The organism is Mesorhizobium sp. M1409 (genome assembly GCF_040317535.1).
In the GTDB taxonomy this organism is placed as follows: Bacteria; Pseudomonadota; Alphaproteobacteria; order Rhizobiales; family Rhizobiaceae; genus Mesorhizobium.
In genome coordinates, this window is sequence record NZ_JAMYKV010000012.1 from 124,544 (window position 1) to 138,979 (window position 14,436).

Below are 14,436 nucleotides of genomic sequence, written 5' to 3' on the forward strand. Positions count from 1 at the left end.
AACTACCCAAGGTCGCATTTCAGGATTAACCATATGGCGATGGACGCGCGGGATTCAACCGGTACGGCTGGGCAGATGCCAGTGGTGGTTGCCCGTTCGCATGACCGCCGCACAGTGAGCCGGATAAGGGCCGCGTTGCGTATGTCCGCTCTCTCCTTGCTCGTCCTCGCGACTTTGTTTGCCGGCGGCTTCGGCTGGTTCGCCAACAAGGTCAGTCACCTGACGACCCCTGCCAATCCAGCCAGGGCCGACGCGATTATCGTGTTGACCGGCGGCCAGTCCCGCCTTGACGCGGCGATGGACCTGCTTGCGTCGGGCAAGGGCGAGCGGCTGCTGATCAGTGGCGTGCATCCTTCCGCCAGCCGTCGTCAGCTGCAGGCGGCGACCGGTGGCGACAAGCGATTGTTCTCCTGCTGCGTTGACATCGACCGTGCCGCGCTCGACACGATCGGCAATGCCGAGGAAAGCGCCAAATGGGTGGAGAGCCATGCCTATGGCACGGTGATCCTCGTCACCAATAATTATCATATGCCGCGCAGCCTGCTGGAAATGGGCCGGCTGCTGCATGGCGCCAAGCTTGAGCCCTATCCGGTGGTCAATTCCAACCTCGACAATGGCGGCTGGCTGACCAAGCCGCGGGCATTGCGCGTGCTGTTCACCGAGTACAACAAATATTTGCTGGCGCTGGCGCGTGGCATCGTGCCGGTGAAGCCAACTCCAGCCGGTATAGCGCTGGCCGAAACCGCGGCCGGCGGCTGAACCATTATTCCCCGGCGGCCGCGCCTGCCCTGGAGGCAGCGCCCGACATCCCCTTGAGCCGCGCGACCTCCCGTTCGAGGCGCTCGATCCGCTTGTCTCTCTCGCCGAGTGCAGCCGCCACGTCGGCCGCCTCGAAACGCTGCGGAATATGTTGTGGGCAATTGGCATCCCAGGCCGAGACCGTGAACAGGATCACCTGCTCGGGGCGGGCCTTGTAGTCCTGAGGCATCAGCTTCGCCATCAGCTCGGCATCGTTCTCGACAACGCGCGCCGTACCCCAGAGCTTGATGCGCTGGCGGTGCATATAGTCGATCAGGAACAGGAAGGCCTGCGGATTGTCGGCCAGATTGCCCTGCGTGATGAACTGCCGGTTGCCGGCAAAATCCGCGAAGCCGATCGTGTGTTCATCCAGCACCTTGAGGAAGCCGGCCGGTCCGCCGCGATGCTGGATGTAGGGCTGGCTATCGCCATTGGCCGTCGCCAGGAAGACGCTGGTCTGCATCTCGATGAAGGCGGCAACGTCAGGGGTGATCGCGGCTTGCCAGCCGCCACGCTCCTCGACGCGGGCATAGGACTGGCGTGAACCCTTGCGTGCCTGGATCGCCTTGACGGTCGGCGTGAAGGCGACGTCGCTGGTGAAAGCATGCGCGTTCATCGAAAGCCTCCTGGAATTGCTCTAAAGCCCGAGTTCCGACAGTGTTGGGTGATCGTCCGGCCGCCGGCCGAGCGGCCAGTGATACTTACGATCAGCCGCGCCGATCGGCAGGTCGTTGATGCTGGCGATACGCAGGCGCATCAGGCCGTGTCCGTCGAATTCCCAGTTCTCGTTGCCGTAGCTGCGGAACCATGAACCGCTGTCGTCGTGCCATTCATAGGCGAAGCGCACGGCGATGCGGTTGTCGTGGAAGGCCCAGACCTCCTTGATCAGCCGGTAGTCGAACTCGCGGCTCCATTTGCGCGTCAGGAACGCCTGGATCGCATCGCGGCCTTGCAGGAATTCGGCCCGGTTGCGCCAGCGGCTGTCCGTCGTATAGGCAAGCGCGACCCGTGCCGGATCGCGGGAGTTCCAGGCATCCTCGGCCATGCGCGCCTTTTGCGCTGATGTCTCGGCTGTGAACGGCGGCAGCGGTGGCCGGGCTTCGGACATGATTGCTCCTTGCAGGTTGTGGCCATGCTACAGGCAGGCCGACAACAACAATATAAAGCCTTCCATCGTTCCGATGCAGATGACATATTTGCAACTCGTCCTTCCATTTTCCGGAAGAAGCTGTGGATCGTCTCGAAGCAATGTCTCTCTTTGTCGCCGCGGTGGAGGCCGGCAGCCTGTCCGCGGCAAGCCGCCGTTTCGGCATTCCGCTGGCAACGGTCAGCCGCAAGGTTTCCGATCTGGAACGCCATCTCAACACACGCCTCTTGAACCGCTCGACGCGCCGGCTGACGCCGACCGATGCCGGCCAGGCCTATCTTGCCGCCTGCCGCCGCATCCTCGACGACGTCGGTGAGGCCGAACGCACGGCTGCCGGAGAATACAGCGCTCCAACCGGCGAACTGGCTATCACCGCGCCGGTCGTCTTTGGCCGCCTGCACGTGCTGCCGGTCGTCACCGGCTTTCTCGCAGCCTACCCCGACGTGGACATACGCCTGACATTGGCAGACCGCATAATCCAGCTGGTCGAGGACCATTTCGACCTCGCCATCCGCATCGGGCAGTTGCCCGATTCGAGCCTGGTCGCGATGGGCGTCGGCGCGATCCGCCGCGTCGTTTGCGCCAGCCCGGCCTATCTGGCCGAACACGGCACGCCGATCACCCCGGAGGACCTCGAAACACACGATTGCATCACCTTCGAGGGACTTGCTTCCGCCGCCACCTGGAGCTTCACCAAGGGCAAGGCCGAAATCCCGGTCCAGGTCCGTTCACGGCTTCAGGTCAACAGCGCTGAAGCGGCCATCGACGCGGCGATCGCCGGCGTCGGGCTGACCAAAGTGCTCTCCTACCAGATCGAGGCCGCGCTGCGGTCCGGCTCGCTGCGCGTCCTGTTGGAGGAGTTCGAGCCGGCGCCATGGCCGGTAAGCCTGGTGCATGCGGGCCACGGCCTGTTGCCGGTGAAGCTGCGTGCCTTCCTCGATTTTGCCGCGCCGCGCCTGAAGGAGCGGCTGGCGCGGTTGATGTAGCGGAACCTGGACCGTCGACGGATCGCTCTTCATCGCCGATCGGAGCGCCCGTCGGCCATTTCCTTTTTCCCCGCGCTTGGTGTAACCAACGCTCACCTCCTCACCGGGCCTCCCCCATGCTCTATGCCAGATCGCTGACGTTCAATTTCGTCTTCTACGTCAACCTGATCGTCCAGATGATCCTTTGGACCCCCTATTATTTCCTGTCGCCCCGTCACCGCGCCTGGTTCGTGCCGAAATTCTGGTCGCGCACCTCGATGTGGCTCTTTGACAAGATCGCCGGAACGAAGAATGACATCACCGGCCAGGAAAACCTGCCGGCAGGCTCGTTCATCCTGGCGCCCAAGCACCAGTCGTTCTGGGACGCGATCGCCTTCTTTCCCTTCCTCCAGGACCCGCTCTACATTTTGAAACGAGAGCTGACCTGGATCCCGTTCTTCGGCTGGTACATCATGAAGATGCGGATGATCCCGGTTAACCGCGGCAGCCGCTCGAAGGCGCTGAAGGCCGTGGTCGCCGCGACCAAGGAGGAGATGGCGCGCAACCCTCGCCAGCTGATCATCTATCCCGAGGGCACGCGCCGGGCGCCGGGCGACGAGCCGGCCTACAAATACGGCATCGTCGAAATCTATGCTCAGCTTGGCGTTCCGGTCGTGCCGGTTGCCCATGTCGCCGGCCTTTATTGGCCGCGGCGGAAATTCCTGCGCTACCCCGGCACGATCAAGGCGCGCTTCCTGCCGCCGATTCCACCGGGACTGAGCAAGGACGAATTCATGGCCCGGCTGATCGGGGAAACGGAAGCTGCCTGCGACCAGTTCCTGATTGATGCGGCGCGCGGCCCGAACCCACCCGCCTTGCCGCCGACAGCGGTGAAGCGGTTGCGGGAACTCGGCGCTAAAGCCTGAGCGAAAACTCCGGGGCCAGTTTTCAGCGGAACACGGCCAGCGCGGTGGTCAACACCAGCGTCCCGGCAAAGACCAAATTGACGATCCGCGAGGTTGCCGGCTGGCGCAGGAACCGCGCGAACGCTGCTCCCGCGACGAGCCACACCGCATGGATGGCGACGATCATCAGGGCGAGAACCGTCAGCCCAAGCCATGGACCGATCTCAGCGACGCCTTGTTTCGACGAAGCGCCGGCGAACACGGCGGCGATCGCCACATAGGCCTTTGGGTTGGCGACAGCGAGAAGAAACCCGGCCAGCCATGTTGGACGCGAAGCCTCGCCAGCGCGCGCCGCCAAGGGTGGTGCCGTGGCGATCTTAAAGGCGAGATAGAGAATGTAGGCCGCGGACGCGACAGCCAGCAGCGGCGCCAGCTTCGGCATCGAGGTGAGCACAGCCATGACCCCGGTCGCGACAACCAAAAGCACGGCGATCGTGCCCAGGATGATCCCGCAGGCATAACCCAGCGAGTGGCGCAGGCCGAAGGCGGCACCGACGGCGGTGACGCTTATCGTTGCCGGCCCCGGGCTGCCCATGACGACCGTGGCGGCAAGCACCAGCGCGAGCAGCTGACGCCAAAGGTCCGGCTGCGAAAGCAGCGGCTCAGTCATCTCACCCTCTGCCTTGCCCCTGCGAAAAACGGTATGGCAAGACGAGAGGGTGGTCTTGGACGTTCGTGCGAGGAGCGGTCGCCGAAAGCTTCAGCCGCTCGCCTTGTCGAGTTCGGCCATGTCGTTGCCGCTCAGTTTCAGCGACGCCGCCTTGATCAGGCTGTTCATCTGCTCGGGCTTGGTCGCGCTGGCGATCGGCGCGGTCACACCTGGCCGCGCGATCACCCAGGCAAGTGCGACTTCCGCTTGCTTGGCCGAATGCCTGGCCGAGACCGCGTCCAGTGCCGCGAGGATGCGATATCCGCGCGCATTGAGATAGTCCTTCACCCCGCCGCCACGCGGGCTTTGGCCAAGATCGGCCTCGCGGCGGTATTTGCCGCTGAGAAAGCCCTTGGCCAGGCTGAAATAGGTGATGACGCCGATGTCCTCGGCCACGCACAGATCGCGCAATGGCCCATCGAAGGACGAGCGATCGTAAAGATTGTATTCCGGCTGCAGCACTGCGTAGCGTGGCAGGCTGCGCAGGCTCGCCACATCGAGTGCGGCGCGCAACTGAGCGGCGTCGAGGTTCGAGCAGCCGGCATAGCGGATCTTGCCCTTGGCGAGCAGCTTTTCATAGGCGCCAAGAGTTTCCTCGTAGGGCGTCGTCGGGTCCGGCCAGTGCGACAGATAGAGGTCGATTGTGTCGGTCTGCAGCCGCTTCAACGATGCGTCGACGGCCTTTTCGATGTATGCGGCGGACAGGTCCTTGTGGCCCTGCCCCATATCCGAACCGACCTTGGTGACCACGATGACCTTGTCACGATTGCCACGGTCCTTCATCCACTTGCCGATGATGGTTTCCGACTCTCCGCCCTTGTGGCCGGAGACCCAGCGCGAATAGGCGTCCGCCGTATCGATGGTGTTGAGGCCGGCGCCGACGAAGCGGTCGAGCAGGTCGAACGAGGTTTTCTCGTCGGCGGTCCAGCCGAAGACATTACCGCCCAGAACCAGCGGCGCGATGGAAAGGTCGGTGCGACCGAGACGGCGTTTCTGCAAGGCGTATCTCCGGGATAATTGGGGCGGGCGAATGGCGCCCGCGGGGCTGAGGTTCGGAGCCTAACCTAGGTCTTGACCGATCGAGGTCAAAAGCCTGGCCGCCTTTTTCCGCAGCGCCAGCTTCACAAAGGCGCGACCTGCCGCGCCACCTCTTCCAGCCAGTGGTCGCGAATGCCCAGCGCCTCGAGGTGCTCCAGAGTGCTCAGCACATAGTCCTCGTTGATGCCGGACTGGCCGGCCGCACCGCGCACCACGGCCGCCGCCTCCGCCGCGTCGAGGGCGCCGGCATATTGCTCGTGCTGGCGGTCGACGATATAGGCCACCGCCTCGACCGTCCGGCCTCCGTCGAGACGAATCTTGAGCAAGCGCTCGAGATAGACGTTGGTGACCAATTCGCGCTCGCGCAGATAGGCGATGACCTCGTCGCGCAAGTCGCCGGGAACGCGGAACGCCAAGCCGATGCAGGAGCCGCCACGATCTAGGCCGAGCACCAGCCCCGGCCGTTCACGCGTGCCGCGATGCACGAAGGAATAGACGCAAAGCGAGCGCCGGTAGCCATGCAGGCGGGCACGCTGTGTCTCGACATGCGCGAAACCCGGCCGCCAGATCAGCGAACCATAGCCAAACACCCAAAAATCGCCCATATCGCCGCGCCTGATTGCAAAAGATGCCAACACCGCACCGGGACCGGTGTCTTTTCCGCCTGTCCCCGTCTACCTATTCGTCTCTGTCTACCTATTGTTGGCGGGATCGACTGTCCGTCCGCAACACCCATGCGTTAACGAGAGCCAAAGCATGACGTCAAGTGACGAACGCCAGCCGAGTAAACGTCGCCGCCTGTTGTGGCTTGCCGCGCTCGTCGTGGTGCTGTTTGCCATCTACAGCGGCGGCTGGTTCTATCTGGCTGACCGGGTCAGGAGCGAGGCCGACAAGGCGGTTGCCACGCTGAACAAAACTGGCGTCGAAGCCGGCTGCGCCAACCTCCAGGTCAGCGGCTATCCCCTGAGCTTTACCGTCTCCTGCGACAATTTGGCTTACGAGGACGATGCCAGGAACATCGCCGCTTCGGCCGGCAGCTTCAACGCAGCCGCCCAGATCATCCAGCCTCTGTCACCGGTTGCCAATCTGCGCGGCCCGCTCAGGACTTCCGTTCCAGGCATGGCGCCGCTGTGGATCGACTGGGACAATCTGCAGGCCAACGTCAAATTGTGGTGGCCGCTACCGCAGCGGATTGCCCTGGAGGCGGAGGGCCTGTCCGGCCAGACCGATCCGGCCGACGATACCGACCCGGTGCAATTGTTCAGCGCCGGCAAGGCGGCCGGCCAACTGCGGCCGAATGGGTCGGACATCGACTATCTCGGCAGTTTCGGCGATCTCGAGATCGACCCCGGCGCGATCGGCGGGCGCGTGCTGCCGGCGCTCGATGCCAGCGGCGACGCAACGCTGAAGAACGGCGTCGCGTTGATTGGCACGCAGGTGAAAAGCCTGCGCGGCCAGGCGATCGAAATCCGCAACCTCGACCTGTCGTCGGGGACGGCGCGCATCACTGTTTCGGGACCGCTCTCGGTCGATGCCGAGGGCCTGGTCAACGCCGATCTGATGATCAGGCTGAAGGACCCGAAGGCGGTGGCGGCCATCCTCGGTGCCGCCATACCCGAGCAGAAAAGCCAGATCGAGCAGGGCTTTTCTGCCCTGGCGGTGCTCGGCAACGAACCGTCGATGCCGCTCAAGGTGGTCAAGGGCAAGGCCTCGTTCGGCTTCATCCCACTGGGCAAGATCAAGCCGCTCAATTAAGCATCCCAGTATGAACAGACCGGCAAAACTTCTAAGCGTCGGCGCGCTGACGCTCGACACCATCCTGCGTGTCGAGACACTGCCCGTGCATCAGGGCAAGTTCATCGCCTCCGACGGCGTCCAGATCGCCTCGGGCATGGCCACCAGCGCTGCCTGCGCCGCCCATCGCCTGGGCGCCGAGGTATCGCTGTGGGCGAGCGCCGGCGACGATGTCATCGCCGACCAGCTCATCGCCAGCGTCGAGGCCGAAGGCGTCGATTGCACCTTTGTGCGCCGCGTCAGAGGCGCCCGCTCGGCGCTGGCCTCGATTCTGGTCGACGCGCATGGCGAGCGCATCATCGTGCCGTTCTATGACAGGCTTGCCCAGGCCGATCCCGAAGCCTTGCCGGTCGCCGACCTCTCCGCATTCGATGCCGTACTGGTCGATGTCCGCTGGCCAGGTGCGGCAGCACTTGCCCTGAAGGCGGCGCGCGCCGATGGTCGGCCGGCGATCCTCGATGCCGACACCGCGCCGCTGGAGGTCCTGGAACAGCTGTTGCCGCTCGCCACGCACATCGTTGCATCGGAGCCGGCGGCGCGCATTGTCTGCGGCCAGGCGCTCGATCCGGAAACGGCTTGCGCCGATCTCGCCAGCCGCACCGACGCCTTTGTCGCGGTGACTGGCGGCGCGGCGGGGAGTTGGTGGCACGACCGTTCCGCAGGCTGTGTGCGCCACGTCGCGGCGCCGAGAATCAAAGCGGTCGACACATTGGCGGCCGGCGATGTCTTTCACGGCGCCTTCGCCGTGGGGATGGCCGAAGCCATGCCGGTCGAGCAGGCGCTGCGCTTTGCCAGTGCGGCCGCCGCGCTCAAATGCCTACACTTCGGCGGCAGGCTTGGTGCCCCGGACCGCGCCGAGACTTTGGCCATGGTTGCCGCGACCTGGCCCGCCTGAAACAGACTTAGGTCTTTGCCGGGTGTTCGACCGCCTGGCGGCCAAAATCGGGCACGTCGATGTCCTGGCCGGCCTCGATGATCGAGCGGCGCACGGCGCGGGTGCGGGTGAACAGGTCGAAGAGTTTTTCGCCGTCACCCCAGCGGATCGCGCGTTGCAGCGACGCCAGATCTTCCGAGAACCTCGCCAGCATTTCGAGGATGGCATCCTTGTTGTGCAGGCACACATCCCGCCACATCGTCGGGTCGGAGGCGGCAAGACGCGTGAAGTCACGAAAGCCGGAAGCCGAATATTTGATCACCTCGGACTTGGTTACCGACTGCAGATCATCGGCGGTGCCAACGATGTTGTAGGCGATGATGTGCGGCAGATGCGAGACGATGGCCAGCGTCATGTCGTGATGCTGGGGATCCATCGTGTCGATGTTGGCGCCGCAGCGGCGCCAGAATTCCGACAGCCGTGCCAGCGCGTCCGGGTCGGTATCGGGCAGCGGCGTGAAGATACACCAGCGATTGTCGAACAGGTCGGCGAACCCGGCATCGGGGCCGGATTTTTCCGTGCCCGCCAGCGGATGACCGGGAATGAAGTGGACGCCGGCCGGCACATAAGGCTGCATCTGCGCGATGACGGATGCCTTGGTCGAGCCGACATCGGTCAGGATCGCGCCCGGCTTCAGCGCCGGTGCGATTTCCTCGGCCACGGTGCCGGACGAGCCGACCGGCACCGAGACGATGACCAGATCGGCATCGCGAACCGCCTCCTTCGCATCGGTGGTGTAGCTATCGCCCAGCCCAAGTTCTTTCGCTCGCGCCAGCGTCGCGGCACTGCGGGTCGAGATAGCGACGTGGTGGGCCAGACCCTCGCGGCGGATGACGCGGGCCAGCGACGAGCCGATCAGGCCGATGCCGACCAGCGCGATCTTTTCAAACATCGGTGATGTCATGGTGTTCTAGCTTTTCAGGAATGTCGTGAGTGCGGCGACAACGCCGCGATTGGCCTCTTCGGTGCCGACGGTCATGCGCAGCGCGTTGGGAAAGCCGTAGCCGGAAACGCGCCTCAATATATAGCCGCGCGCCGTTAGATACTCGTCCGCCGCAGCTGCGGAATGTTTGTTGTCCTCGGGAAAATGAACGAGGACGAAATTGCCGACGCTCGGCGTCACCCGCAGTCCAAGCTTTGTGAACTCCTCGCTCAGCCATGCCAGCCAGGTCTCGTTGTGCGCGATGCTGCGCTCGATATGGGCGCGGTCGCGGATCGCCGCGATGCCGGCCTCGATCGCCGTTGCATTGACGTTGAAGGGGCCACGCACGCGGTTGATTGCGTCGACGATGTGCATCGGCCCGTACATCCAGCCGATCCGCGCCCCGCCAAGGCCGATCTTGGAGAAAGTGCGGGTCATCACCACGTTCTCGGCGCTGCCGACGAGCTCGATGCCGGCTTCGTAGTCGTTGCGGCGGACATATTCTGCATAGGCCGCGTCTAACACCAGAAGCACGTGCTTGGGCAGACCTGAGTGCAGCCGGCGCACCTCCTGGAACGGCACATAGGTGCCGGTCGGGTTGTTGGGATTGGCGAGGAACACGATCTTGGTGCGCGGCGTGACGGCGGCCAGGATGGCGTCGATGTCGGCGCGCTCGTCTTTTTCCTTGATCGTCACCGGAACGGCACCCGCCGACTGGATGTAGATCTTGTAGACCATGAAGGCGTGTTCGGTGATGACAGCCTCGTCGCCGGGCGCCAGATAAGTCTGCGCCAGCAGGCCGAGGATCTCGTCGGAGCCGTTCGAGCAGATGATGTTGGCCGGGTTCAGGCCATGCACTTCGGCGATCGCTTCGCGCAGCCGCCTGGCGGTGCCGTCGGGATAGATATCGAGCTTTCCGGCAATCTCGCGCGCGGCTTCGATCGCCTTTGGCGACGGACCGAGCGGGTTCTCGTTCGATGACAGCTTGTAGACCTTGGCGATGCCGGCGGGCGCCGTGCTCTTGCCCGGCACATAGGCATCGATGTCCATGATGCCCGCGCGCGGGGTTGGACGTGCCTTGTCCGGTGTCTGGCTCATGTCGTAAAATCCGTCGAGAACGCTCCTCAGGGAAGCCGCAGCGGAAATACAAGCCGTGGCCCGCAATGTCGAGAGGTGACCGCCTCGGGACAAAGGCTGGCCGTTGACGCCAGCACGCCACGGGCCTAGAAGGGTGCGAACTTCCGTGGTGATTTGGCCGGTCGGCTTGCAGCCACGTTAAACAACTTGCTAAAGGGCCGTTTGCATCCTGTAACCGGCTTTGCGACTGCAATGCCGGTTTTTTGTTGTCCGCGCCGGCCGGATACCGCATCGGCATCGATTTTCGAAAAGCACGGTGCAGGGATCAAGGTGTGAGATGGATGCAATGGCCGCTCTGCGTGCTCGCAAAACCAACAACGAGGCCGACCAGCCATCGAGCCCGGTTTTGCGTTTTGGGCCTGACAAACCGCTCAAGCTGGACGCCGGTACGCTGCTGTCGCCGTTCCAGATCGCCTACCAGACCTATGGCACGCTGAACGACGCCCGCTCCAACGCCATCCTCGTCTGCCATGCGCTTACCGGCGACCAGCACGTCGCCAGCACCAATCCGGTGACCGGCAAGCCGGGCTGGTGGGAGGTGCTGATCGGCCCCGGCAAGATCATCGACACCAGCCGCTTCTTCGTCATCTGCTCCAACGTCATCGGCGGTTGTCTGGGTTCCACCGGACCGGCCTCGACCAATCCCGCCACCGGCAAACCCTATGGGCTCGACCTGCCGATCATCACCATCCGCGACATGGTGCGCGCGCAGCAGATGCTGATCGACCATTTCGGCATCGAAAAGCTGTTCTGCGTGCTTGGCGGCTCGATGGGCGGCATGCAGGTGCTGGAATGGGCGTCGAGCTACCCGGAGCGCGTCTTCTCGGCGCTGCCGATCGCCACCGGTGCGCGCCATTCCTCGCAGAACATCGCCTTCCACGAGGTCGGCCGGCAAGCTGTCATGGCCGATCCGGACTGGCATGGCGGCAAATATTTCGAACACGGCAAACGCCCGGAAAAGGGCTTGGCGGTGGCGCGCATGGCCGCCCACATCACCTATCTGTCGGAGGCCGCCCTGCACCGGAAATTCGGCCGCAACCTGCAGGATCGCGAAGCTCTGACCTTCGGCTTCGACGCCGACTTCCAGATCGAGAGCTATCTGCGCCACCAGGGCATGACCTTCGTCGATCGCTTCGACGCCAATTCCTACCTCTACATGACCCGGTCGATGGACTATTTCGACCTCGCCGCCGACCATGGCGGCCGGTTGGCCGACGCCTTTGCCGGCACCAAAACCCGCTTCTGCCTGGTGTCCTTCACCTCGGACTGGCTGTTTCCGACCGAGGAGAGCCGCTCGATCGTGCATGCGCTCAACGCGGCCGGCGCGTCGGTATCCTTCGTCGAGATCGAGACCGATCGCGGCCACGATGCTTTCCTGCTCGACGAGCCGGAACTGTTTGCCGCCATCAATGGCTTCATCGGCTCGGCGGCCCGGGCGAGAGGATTGAGCCAATGAGCGTCAACCGCGACCAGCGTGTCGACCTCGAGGTCGTCGCCAATCTCATCCCGCCGCGGTCCCGCGTGCTCGATGTCGGCTCGGGCGACGGCTCGCTGCTCGAATTGCTGCAAGACAGCAAGCAGGTCGATGGCCGGGGATTGGAGCTGTCGCAGCGCGGCGTCAACGAATGCGTGGCGCGCGGCCTCTCGGTCATCCAGGGCGATGCCGACAAGGACCTCGAATTCTATCCCGACAAGGGCTTTGACTTCGTCGTCCTGTCGCAGACGCTGCAGGCCACCCGCAACCCGAAGCTGGTGCTCGACGAATTGCTCAGGATCGGCAACCGGGCGATCGTGTCCTTCCCCAATTTCGGCCATTGGCGCGTGCGCCTTTCGCTGTTCCTCAACGGCCGCATGCCGGTGACCAAGGACTTGCCCTATTCCTGGTACGACACGCCCAATATCCATTTCTGCACCATCCGCGACTTCGTCAATCTGTGCGACGAACTCGGCGCAACCGTGGAAAAAGCAACCGCACTCGACGCCAATGGCCAGAAGATCGGCCTGTCGATGCCGTGGTGGTTCTGGAATTTCTTCGGCCAGCAGGCTGTGTTCTTGCTGAAGCGGTAGTCTTGATCGCCATGCATCTTTTTCGTAGGCGCCCTCTGCCAGTTGAAATCCCGCCGGAAATGCTGGCTGGGTTGAAAGCCGGAATTCTCATCTGCACCTCACCGCGCAGCGGCAGCAATCATCTGGCCGGATTGATGGCGGCCACCGAGCTTGGCAACCCCCTCGAGTGGTTCGGTGGCCGCCGTGTTCTCGCAATGCCGAACTATCCTCGCGATCCCCGTGCCCAGGTTTTGCGTGCATTGAAAGATGGGCGGTCTCCCTCTGGAATTTACGCTGCCAAACTGTTTGCAAGCCAGTTTTTGCAGGTGGCCAAGACTGTGGATCTCCCAGCCAGCCTTCCAGGACTGCACTACGTGCGCTTGACTCGCCGCGATCTCCTTGGTCAGGCAATCTCTTGGTCACGCGCTCGTCAGACCGGTCGGTTTCGCTCTACTGAGGCTGTTCAGAACTCACCACGCTATGACGGCGCATCGATAGCGGAGGCCCTTGAAAAAATCGTGCTGGAGAATCTGTCGTGGGACATCTGGCTTGCAAAAAACGGATTGTCTTTCCTGTCCTTGACATACGAGGAACTCTTGGCAAATCCACAGGCCAGCCTTGAGAAAGTCGCGGGTCTGGTAGGCGCGCAACTCACATTTGAATCTGCTGAATCTGCACCAGCCCCCAGTTCAGGTCTCGAAATCCAACGAGACAACGTCAATATGGAGTGGAGGGAGCGCTTCTTGTCGCAATACTCGGACCCCTCAAAATTCAACCTCAGCAATCATCGCGCTTTCGGCACTCTTAGAAACCTGGGCCAGCGTCCGATCTGATCGAAAAGGCGATGTGAAGATCATAGGTGACAAGGAGCGCTTTGCGAATCTACTGCCGCTTGATCCGTAGGGTTGTCTTTACATTGGGTTGCGGCGACGATAGCCACCTAGACGCTGATAAATGGTCGGTGCAGAGATGGTTGAGGAACGCGCAACATACTCGCTCGTCTTGGAAATGGAGAACGCCAAATCCATAGATTGGGGCGAAGTCGGCGTTGGACTGAAGGCGCTGGCGCGTGAAATCACTTCGGTTTCCTCAGCCGGCTTGGCCAGACCGAAGGTTGTCATCTCCCACGGCGGAACAGAGGCGGATGCAAAAACGCTTCGTAGCGACATCACAGCGGAAGCGCCGCAACTGGAACGAGTTGCCGACGTCATCTTTGCCGCTTGCCCAGGAGGGCGATATTACGACCTGAAGAATAATGGAATCTTGAAAGCCGATGGGGACGTAATTGTCTTATCCGACTCAGATACCGTAGCTGAACCCGGATGGCTATCAACTTTACTTGAGCCGTTCGCACAATCTGAAATTGTTTGCGTGAACGGATATACCTACCTATTGCATGATGACTTCTTTTCTAGAACATTTGCTTTGATTTGGTTTTTTCCAATGGCACATGGAGACGGGAGATTTGCTTCAAAGAGGGCAATTAATGCCAATAATATAGCTTTTCGGCGCGACTGGATTACAAAAAATCCTTTTCCAAAACATAATGGGTTCAAAGTCTCCTGCACATTGCTGATGCGCAAGCTAAAACTTGAAGGTCACAAGATCTATAATGTCAATGCACGCGCTTACCATTACTCGCCACGTGGCTGGAAATTCTTTTACTGGCGTGCACTGGTAACCGGTCGCGATGCCGACCGCAAATATGTGGAGCTTAGCGCGCCTAGCCGCACGCAACGGGTGGCGAAGTCGTTCAGCCGATGGTTCACCATGTCGTGGCGCACAACACGACGTATTGTCGGCCATGCCCGAGAAGCAGGGATGCCGCTTTGGCAAATTCCATTTTCCCTGATTGTCGGTCAGGCATTTTATGGCTTGGCGTTTTGGGGCCAGTTCAGTTTCGCTGCCGGCATGGTTCGCGACGAAATCGAGACCGTGCCTGACTATGTCGGGCACAGCTAGCCCGGATATCTCACACTGTCTTTTGGCGTAGGTCTGAAGCGGGGATTTTGCGAGCGCGTGAGTTGCAGGCAAGGGCTGT

16 protein-coding genes and 1 riboswitch are annotated in these 14,436 nt (G+C 62.4%); of the genes, 9 read left to right on the forward strand and 7 right to left on the reverse strand.

Annotation, left to right across the window (positions count from 1 at the left end):
- Window positions 1-33: 33 nt before the first annotated feature.
- Window positions 34-759 carry a YdcF family protein gene (locus tag NKG99_RS12795; RefSeq protein ID WP_352867930.1) on the forward strand — a complete coding sequence of 242 codons (726 nt, stop codon included), beginning with the start codon at window positions 34-36 and terminating at the stop codon, window positions 757-759.
- A gap of 4 nt (window positions 760-763) precedes the next feature.
- On the opposite strand, the gene NKG99_RS12800 is transcribed toward NKG99_RS12795, so the two are convergent.
- On the reverse strand, window positions 764-1,414 hold the full coding sequence (locus NKG99_RS12800; RefSeq protein WP_352867931.1) for a pyridoxamine 5'-phosphate oxidase family protein: 651 nt from the start codon (window positions 1,412-1,414) through the stop codon (window positions 764-766).
- 21 nt (window positions 1,415-1,435) lie between these two features.
- A complete protein-coding gene (locus tag NKG99_RS12805; protein ID WP_352867932.1) occupies window positions 1,436-1,906 on the reverse strand; it encodes a nuclear transport factor 2 family protein in 471 nt (156 codons plus the stop codon).
- A 122-nt stretch (window positions 1,907-2,028) separates the two neighbouring features.
- Between NKG99_RS12805 and NKG99_RS12810 the strand changes: the two genes are divergently transcribed.
- Window positions 2,029-2,931 (forward strand): LysR family transcriptional regulator, encoded by a 903-nt coding sequence (locus NKG99_RS12810; RefSeq protein ID WP_352867933.1) that lies wholly within the window; start codon window positions 2,029-2,031, stop codon window positions 2,929-2,931.
- Window positions 2,932-3,047: 116 nt separating this feature from the next.
- The gene (locus NKG99_RS12815) at window positions 3,048-3,836 is read left to right on the forward strand and encodes a lysophospholipid acyltransferase family protein (RefSeq protein WP_352867935.1); all 789 of its coding nucleotides are present in this window, start codon (window positions 3,048-3,050) and stop codon (window positions 3,834-3,836) included.
- A 22-nt stretch (window positions 3,837-3,858) separates the two neighbouring features.
- Here NKG99_RS12815 and NKG99_RS12820 read toward each other — a convergent pair whose 3' ends face one another.
- The 3 genes from NKG99_RS12820 to NKG99_RS12830 all read right to left on the reverse strand — a co-directional run bounded on the left by NKG99_RS12820 (window position 3,859) and on the right by NKG99_RS12830 (window position 6,167).
- A complete protein-coding gene (locus tag NKG99_RS12820; protein ID WP_352867937.1) occupies window positions 3,859-4,485 on the reverse strand; it encodes a LysE family translocator in 627 nt (208 codons plus the stop codon).
- 90 nt (window positions 4,486-4,575) lie between these two features.
- Entirely contained in the window at window positions 4,576-5,523 is a 948-nt protein-coding gene (locus NKG99_RS12825; protein WP_352867939.1) for an aldo/keto reductase, read from the reverse strand.
- Between the two features lie 122 nt (window positions 5,524-5,645).
- Window positions 5,646-6,167: a gamma-glutamylcyclotransferase gene (locus tag NKG99_RS12830; RefSeq protein WP_352867940.1), complete on the reverse strand. Its 522-nt coding sequence runs from the start codon at window positions 6,165-6,167 to the stop codon at window positions 5,646-5,648.
- Window positions 6,168-6,318: 151 nt separating this feature from the next.
- Between NKG99_RS12830 and NKG99_RS12835 the strand changes: the two genes are divergently transcribed.
- Together NKG99_RS12835 and NKG99_RS12840 are read left to right on the forward strand one after the other, a co-directional pair.
- Complete coding sequence (locus NKG99_RS12835; RefSeq protein ID WP_352867943.1) at window positions 6,319-7,317, forward strand: DUF2125 domain-containing protein; 999 nt, start codon at window positions 6,319-6,321, stop codon at window positions 7,315-7,317.
- 10 nt (window positions 7,318-7,327) lie between these two features.
- On the forward strand, window positions 7,328-8,251 hold the full coding sequence (locus NKG99_RS12840) for a sugar kinase (protein ID WP_352867945.1): 924 nt from the start codon (window positions 7,328-7,330) through the stop codon (window positions 8,249-8,251).
- 7 nt (window positions 8,252-8,258) lie between these two features.
- Here NKG99_RS12840 and NKG99_RS12845 read toward each other — a convergent pair whose 3' ends face one another.
- Together NKG99_RS12845 and hisC are read right to left on the reverse strand one after the other, a co-directional pair.
- Window positions 8,259-9,194: a prephenate/arogenate dehydrogenase family protein gene (locus tag NKG99_RS12845; RefSeq protein ID WP_352867948.1), complete on the reverse strand. Its 936-nt coding sequence runs from the start codon at window positions 9,192-9,194 to the stop codon at window positions 8,259-8,261.
- Between the two features lie 6 nt (window positions 9,195-9,200).
- On the reverse strand, window positions 9,201-10,310 hold the full coding sequence (gene hisC / locus NKG99_RS12850) for a histidinol-phosphate transaminase (RefSeq protein WP_352867949.1): 1,110 nt from the start codon (window positions 10,308-10,310) through the stop codon (window positions 9,201-9,203).
- Window positions 10,311-10,445: 135 nt separating this feature from the next.
- Window positions 10,446-10,523, forward strand: a riboswitch (SAM riboswitch).
- A gap of 112 nt (window positions 10,524-10,635) precedes the next feature.
- Between hisC and metX the strand changes: the two genes are divergently transcribed.
- The 4 genes from metX (at window position 10,636) to NKG99_RS12870 (ending at window position 14,357) form a co-directional block, all read left to right on the forward strand.
- Window positions 10,636-11,805 carry a homoserine O-acetyltransferase MetX gene (metX, locus tag NKG99_RS12855; protein WP_352867951.1) on the forward strand — a complete coding sequence of 390 codons (1,170 nt, stop codon included), beginning with the start codon at window positions 10,636-10,638 and terminating at the stop codon, window positions 11,803-11,805.
- Window positions 11,802-12,416: a methionine biosynthesis protein MetW gene (metW, locus tag NKG99_RS12860; RefSeq protein ID WP_352867954.1), complete on the forward strand. Its 615-nt coding sequence runs from the start codon at window positions 11,802-11,804 to the stop codon at window positions 12,414-12,416. Before metX ends, metW begins: the two co-directional genes overlap by 4 nt.
- An 11-nt stretch (window positions 12,417-12,427) precedes the next feature.
- Window positions 12,428-13,228, forward strand: a complete 801-nt coding sequence (locus tag NKG99_RS12865) for a Stf0 family sulfotransferase (protein WP_352867968.1) — start codon at window positions 12,428-12,430, stop codon at window positions 13,226-13,228.
- Between the two features lie 121 nt (window positions 13,229-13,349).
- A complete protein-coding gene (locus tag NKG99_RS12870) occupies window positions 13,350-14,357 on the forward strand; it encodes a glycosyltransferase (protein ID WP_352867956.1) in 1,008 nt (335 codons plus the stop codon).
- The last annotated feature ends 79 nt before the right edge of the window (window positions 14,358-14,436 follow it).

What these genes read in the sequence shown, in the direction of transcription:
- NKG99_RS12795 (WP_352867930.1), top strand. Translation starts at nt 34, where the DNA reads ATGGCGATGGACGCGCGGGATTCAACCGGTACGGCTGGGCAGATGCCA.
- NKG99_RS12800 (WP_352867931.1), bottom strand. Translation starts at nt 1,414, where the DNA reads ATGAACGCGCATGCTTTCACCAGCGACGTCGCCTTCACGCCGACCGTC.
- NKG99_RS12805 (WP_352867932.1), bottom strand. Translation starts at nt 1,906, where the DNA reads ATGTCCGAAGCCCGGCCACCGCTGCCGCCGTTCACAGCCGAGACATCA.
- NKG99_RS12815 (WP_352867935.1), top strand. Translation starts at nt 3,048, where the DNA reads ATGCTCTATGCCAGATCGCTGACGTTCAATTTCGTCTTCTACGTCAAC.
- NKG99_RS12820 (WP_352867937.1), bottom strand. Translation starts at nt 4,485, where the DNA reads ATGACTGAGCCGCTGCTTTCGCAGCCGGACCTTTGGCGTCAGCTGCTC.
- NKG99_RS12830 (WP_352867940.1), bottom strand. Translation starts at nt 6,167, where the DNA reads ATGGGCGATTTTTGGGTGTTTGGCTATGGTTCGCTGATCTGGCGGCCG.
- NKG99_RS12835 (WP_352867943.1), top strand. Translation starts at nt 6,319, where the DNA reads ATGACGTCAAGTGACGAACGCCAGCCGAGTAAACGTCGCCGCCTGTTG.
- NKG99_RS12840 (WP_352867945.1), top strand. Translation starts at nt 7,328, where the DNA reads ATGAACAGACCGGCAAAACTTCTAAGCGTCGGCGCGCTGACGCTCGAC.
- NKG99_RS12845 (WP_352867948.1), bottom strand. Translation starts at nt 9,194, where the DNA reads ATGACATCACCGATGTTTGAAAAGATCGCGCTGGTCGGCATCGGCCTG.
- hisC (WP_352867949.1), bottom strand. Translation starts at nt 10,310, where the DNA reads ATGAGCCAGACACCGGACAAGGCACGTCCAACCCCGCGCGCGGGCATC.
- metX (WP_352867951.1), top strand. Translation starts at nt 10,636, where the DNA reads ATGGCCGCTCTGCGTGCTCGCAAAACCAACAACGAGGCCGACCAGCCA.
- metW (WP_352867954.1), top strand. Translation starts at nt 11,802, where the DNA reads ATGAGCGTCAACCGCGACCAGCGTGTCGACCTCGAGGTCGTCGCCAAT.
- NKG99_RS12865 (WP_352867968.1), top strand. Translation starts at nt 12,428, where the DNA reads ATGCATCTTTTTCGTAGGCGCCCTCTGCCAGTTGAAATCCCGCCGGAA.
- NKG99_RS12870 (WP_352867956.1), top strand. Translation starts at nt 13,350, where the DNA reads ATGGTCGGTGCAGAGATGGTTGAGGAACGCGCAACATACTCGCTCGTC.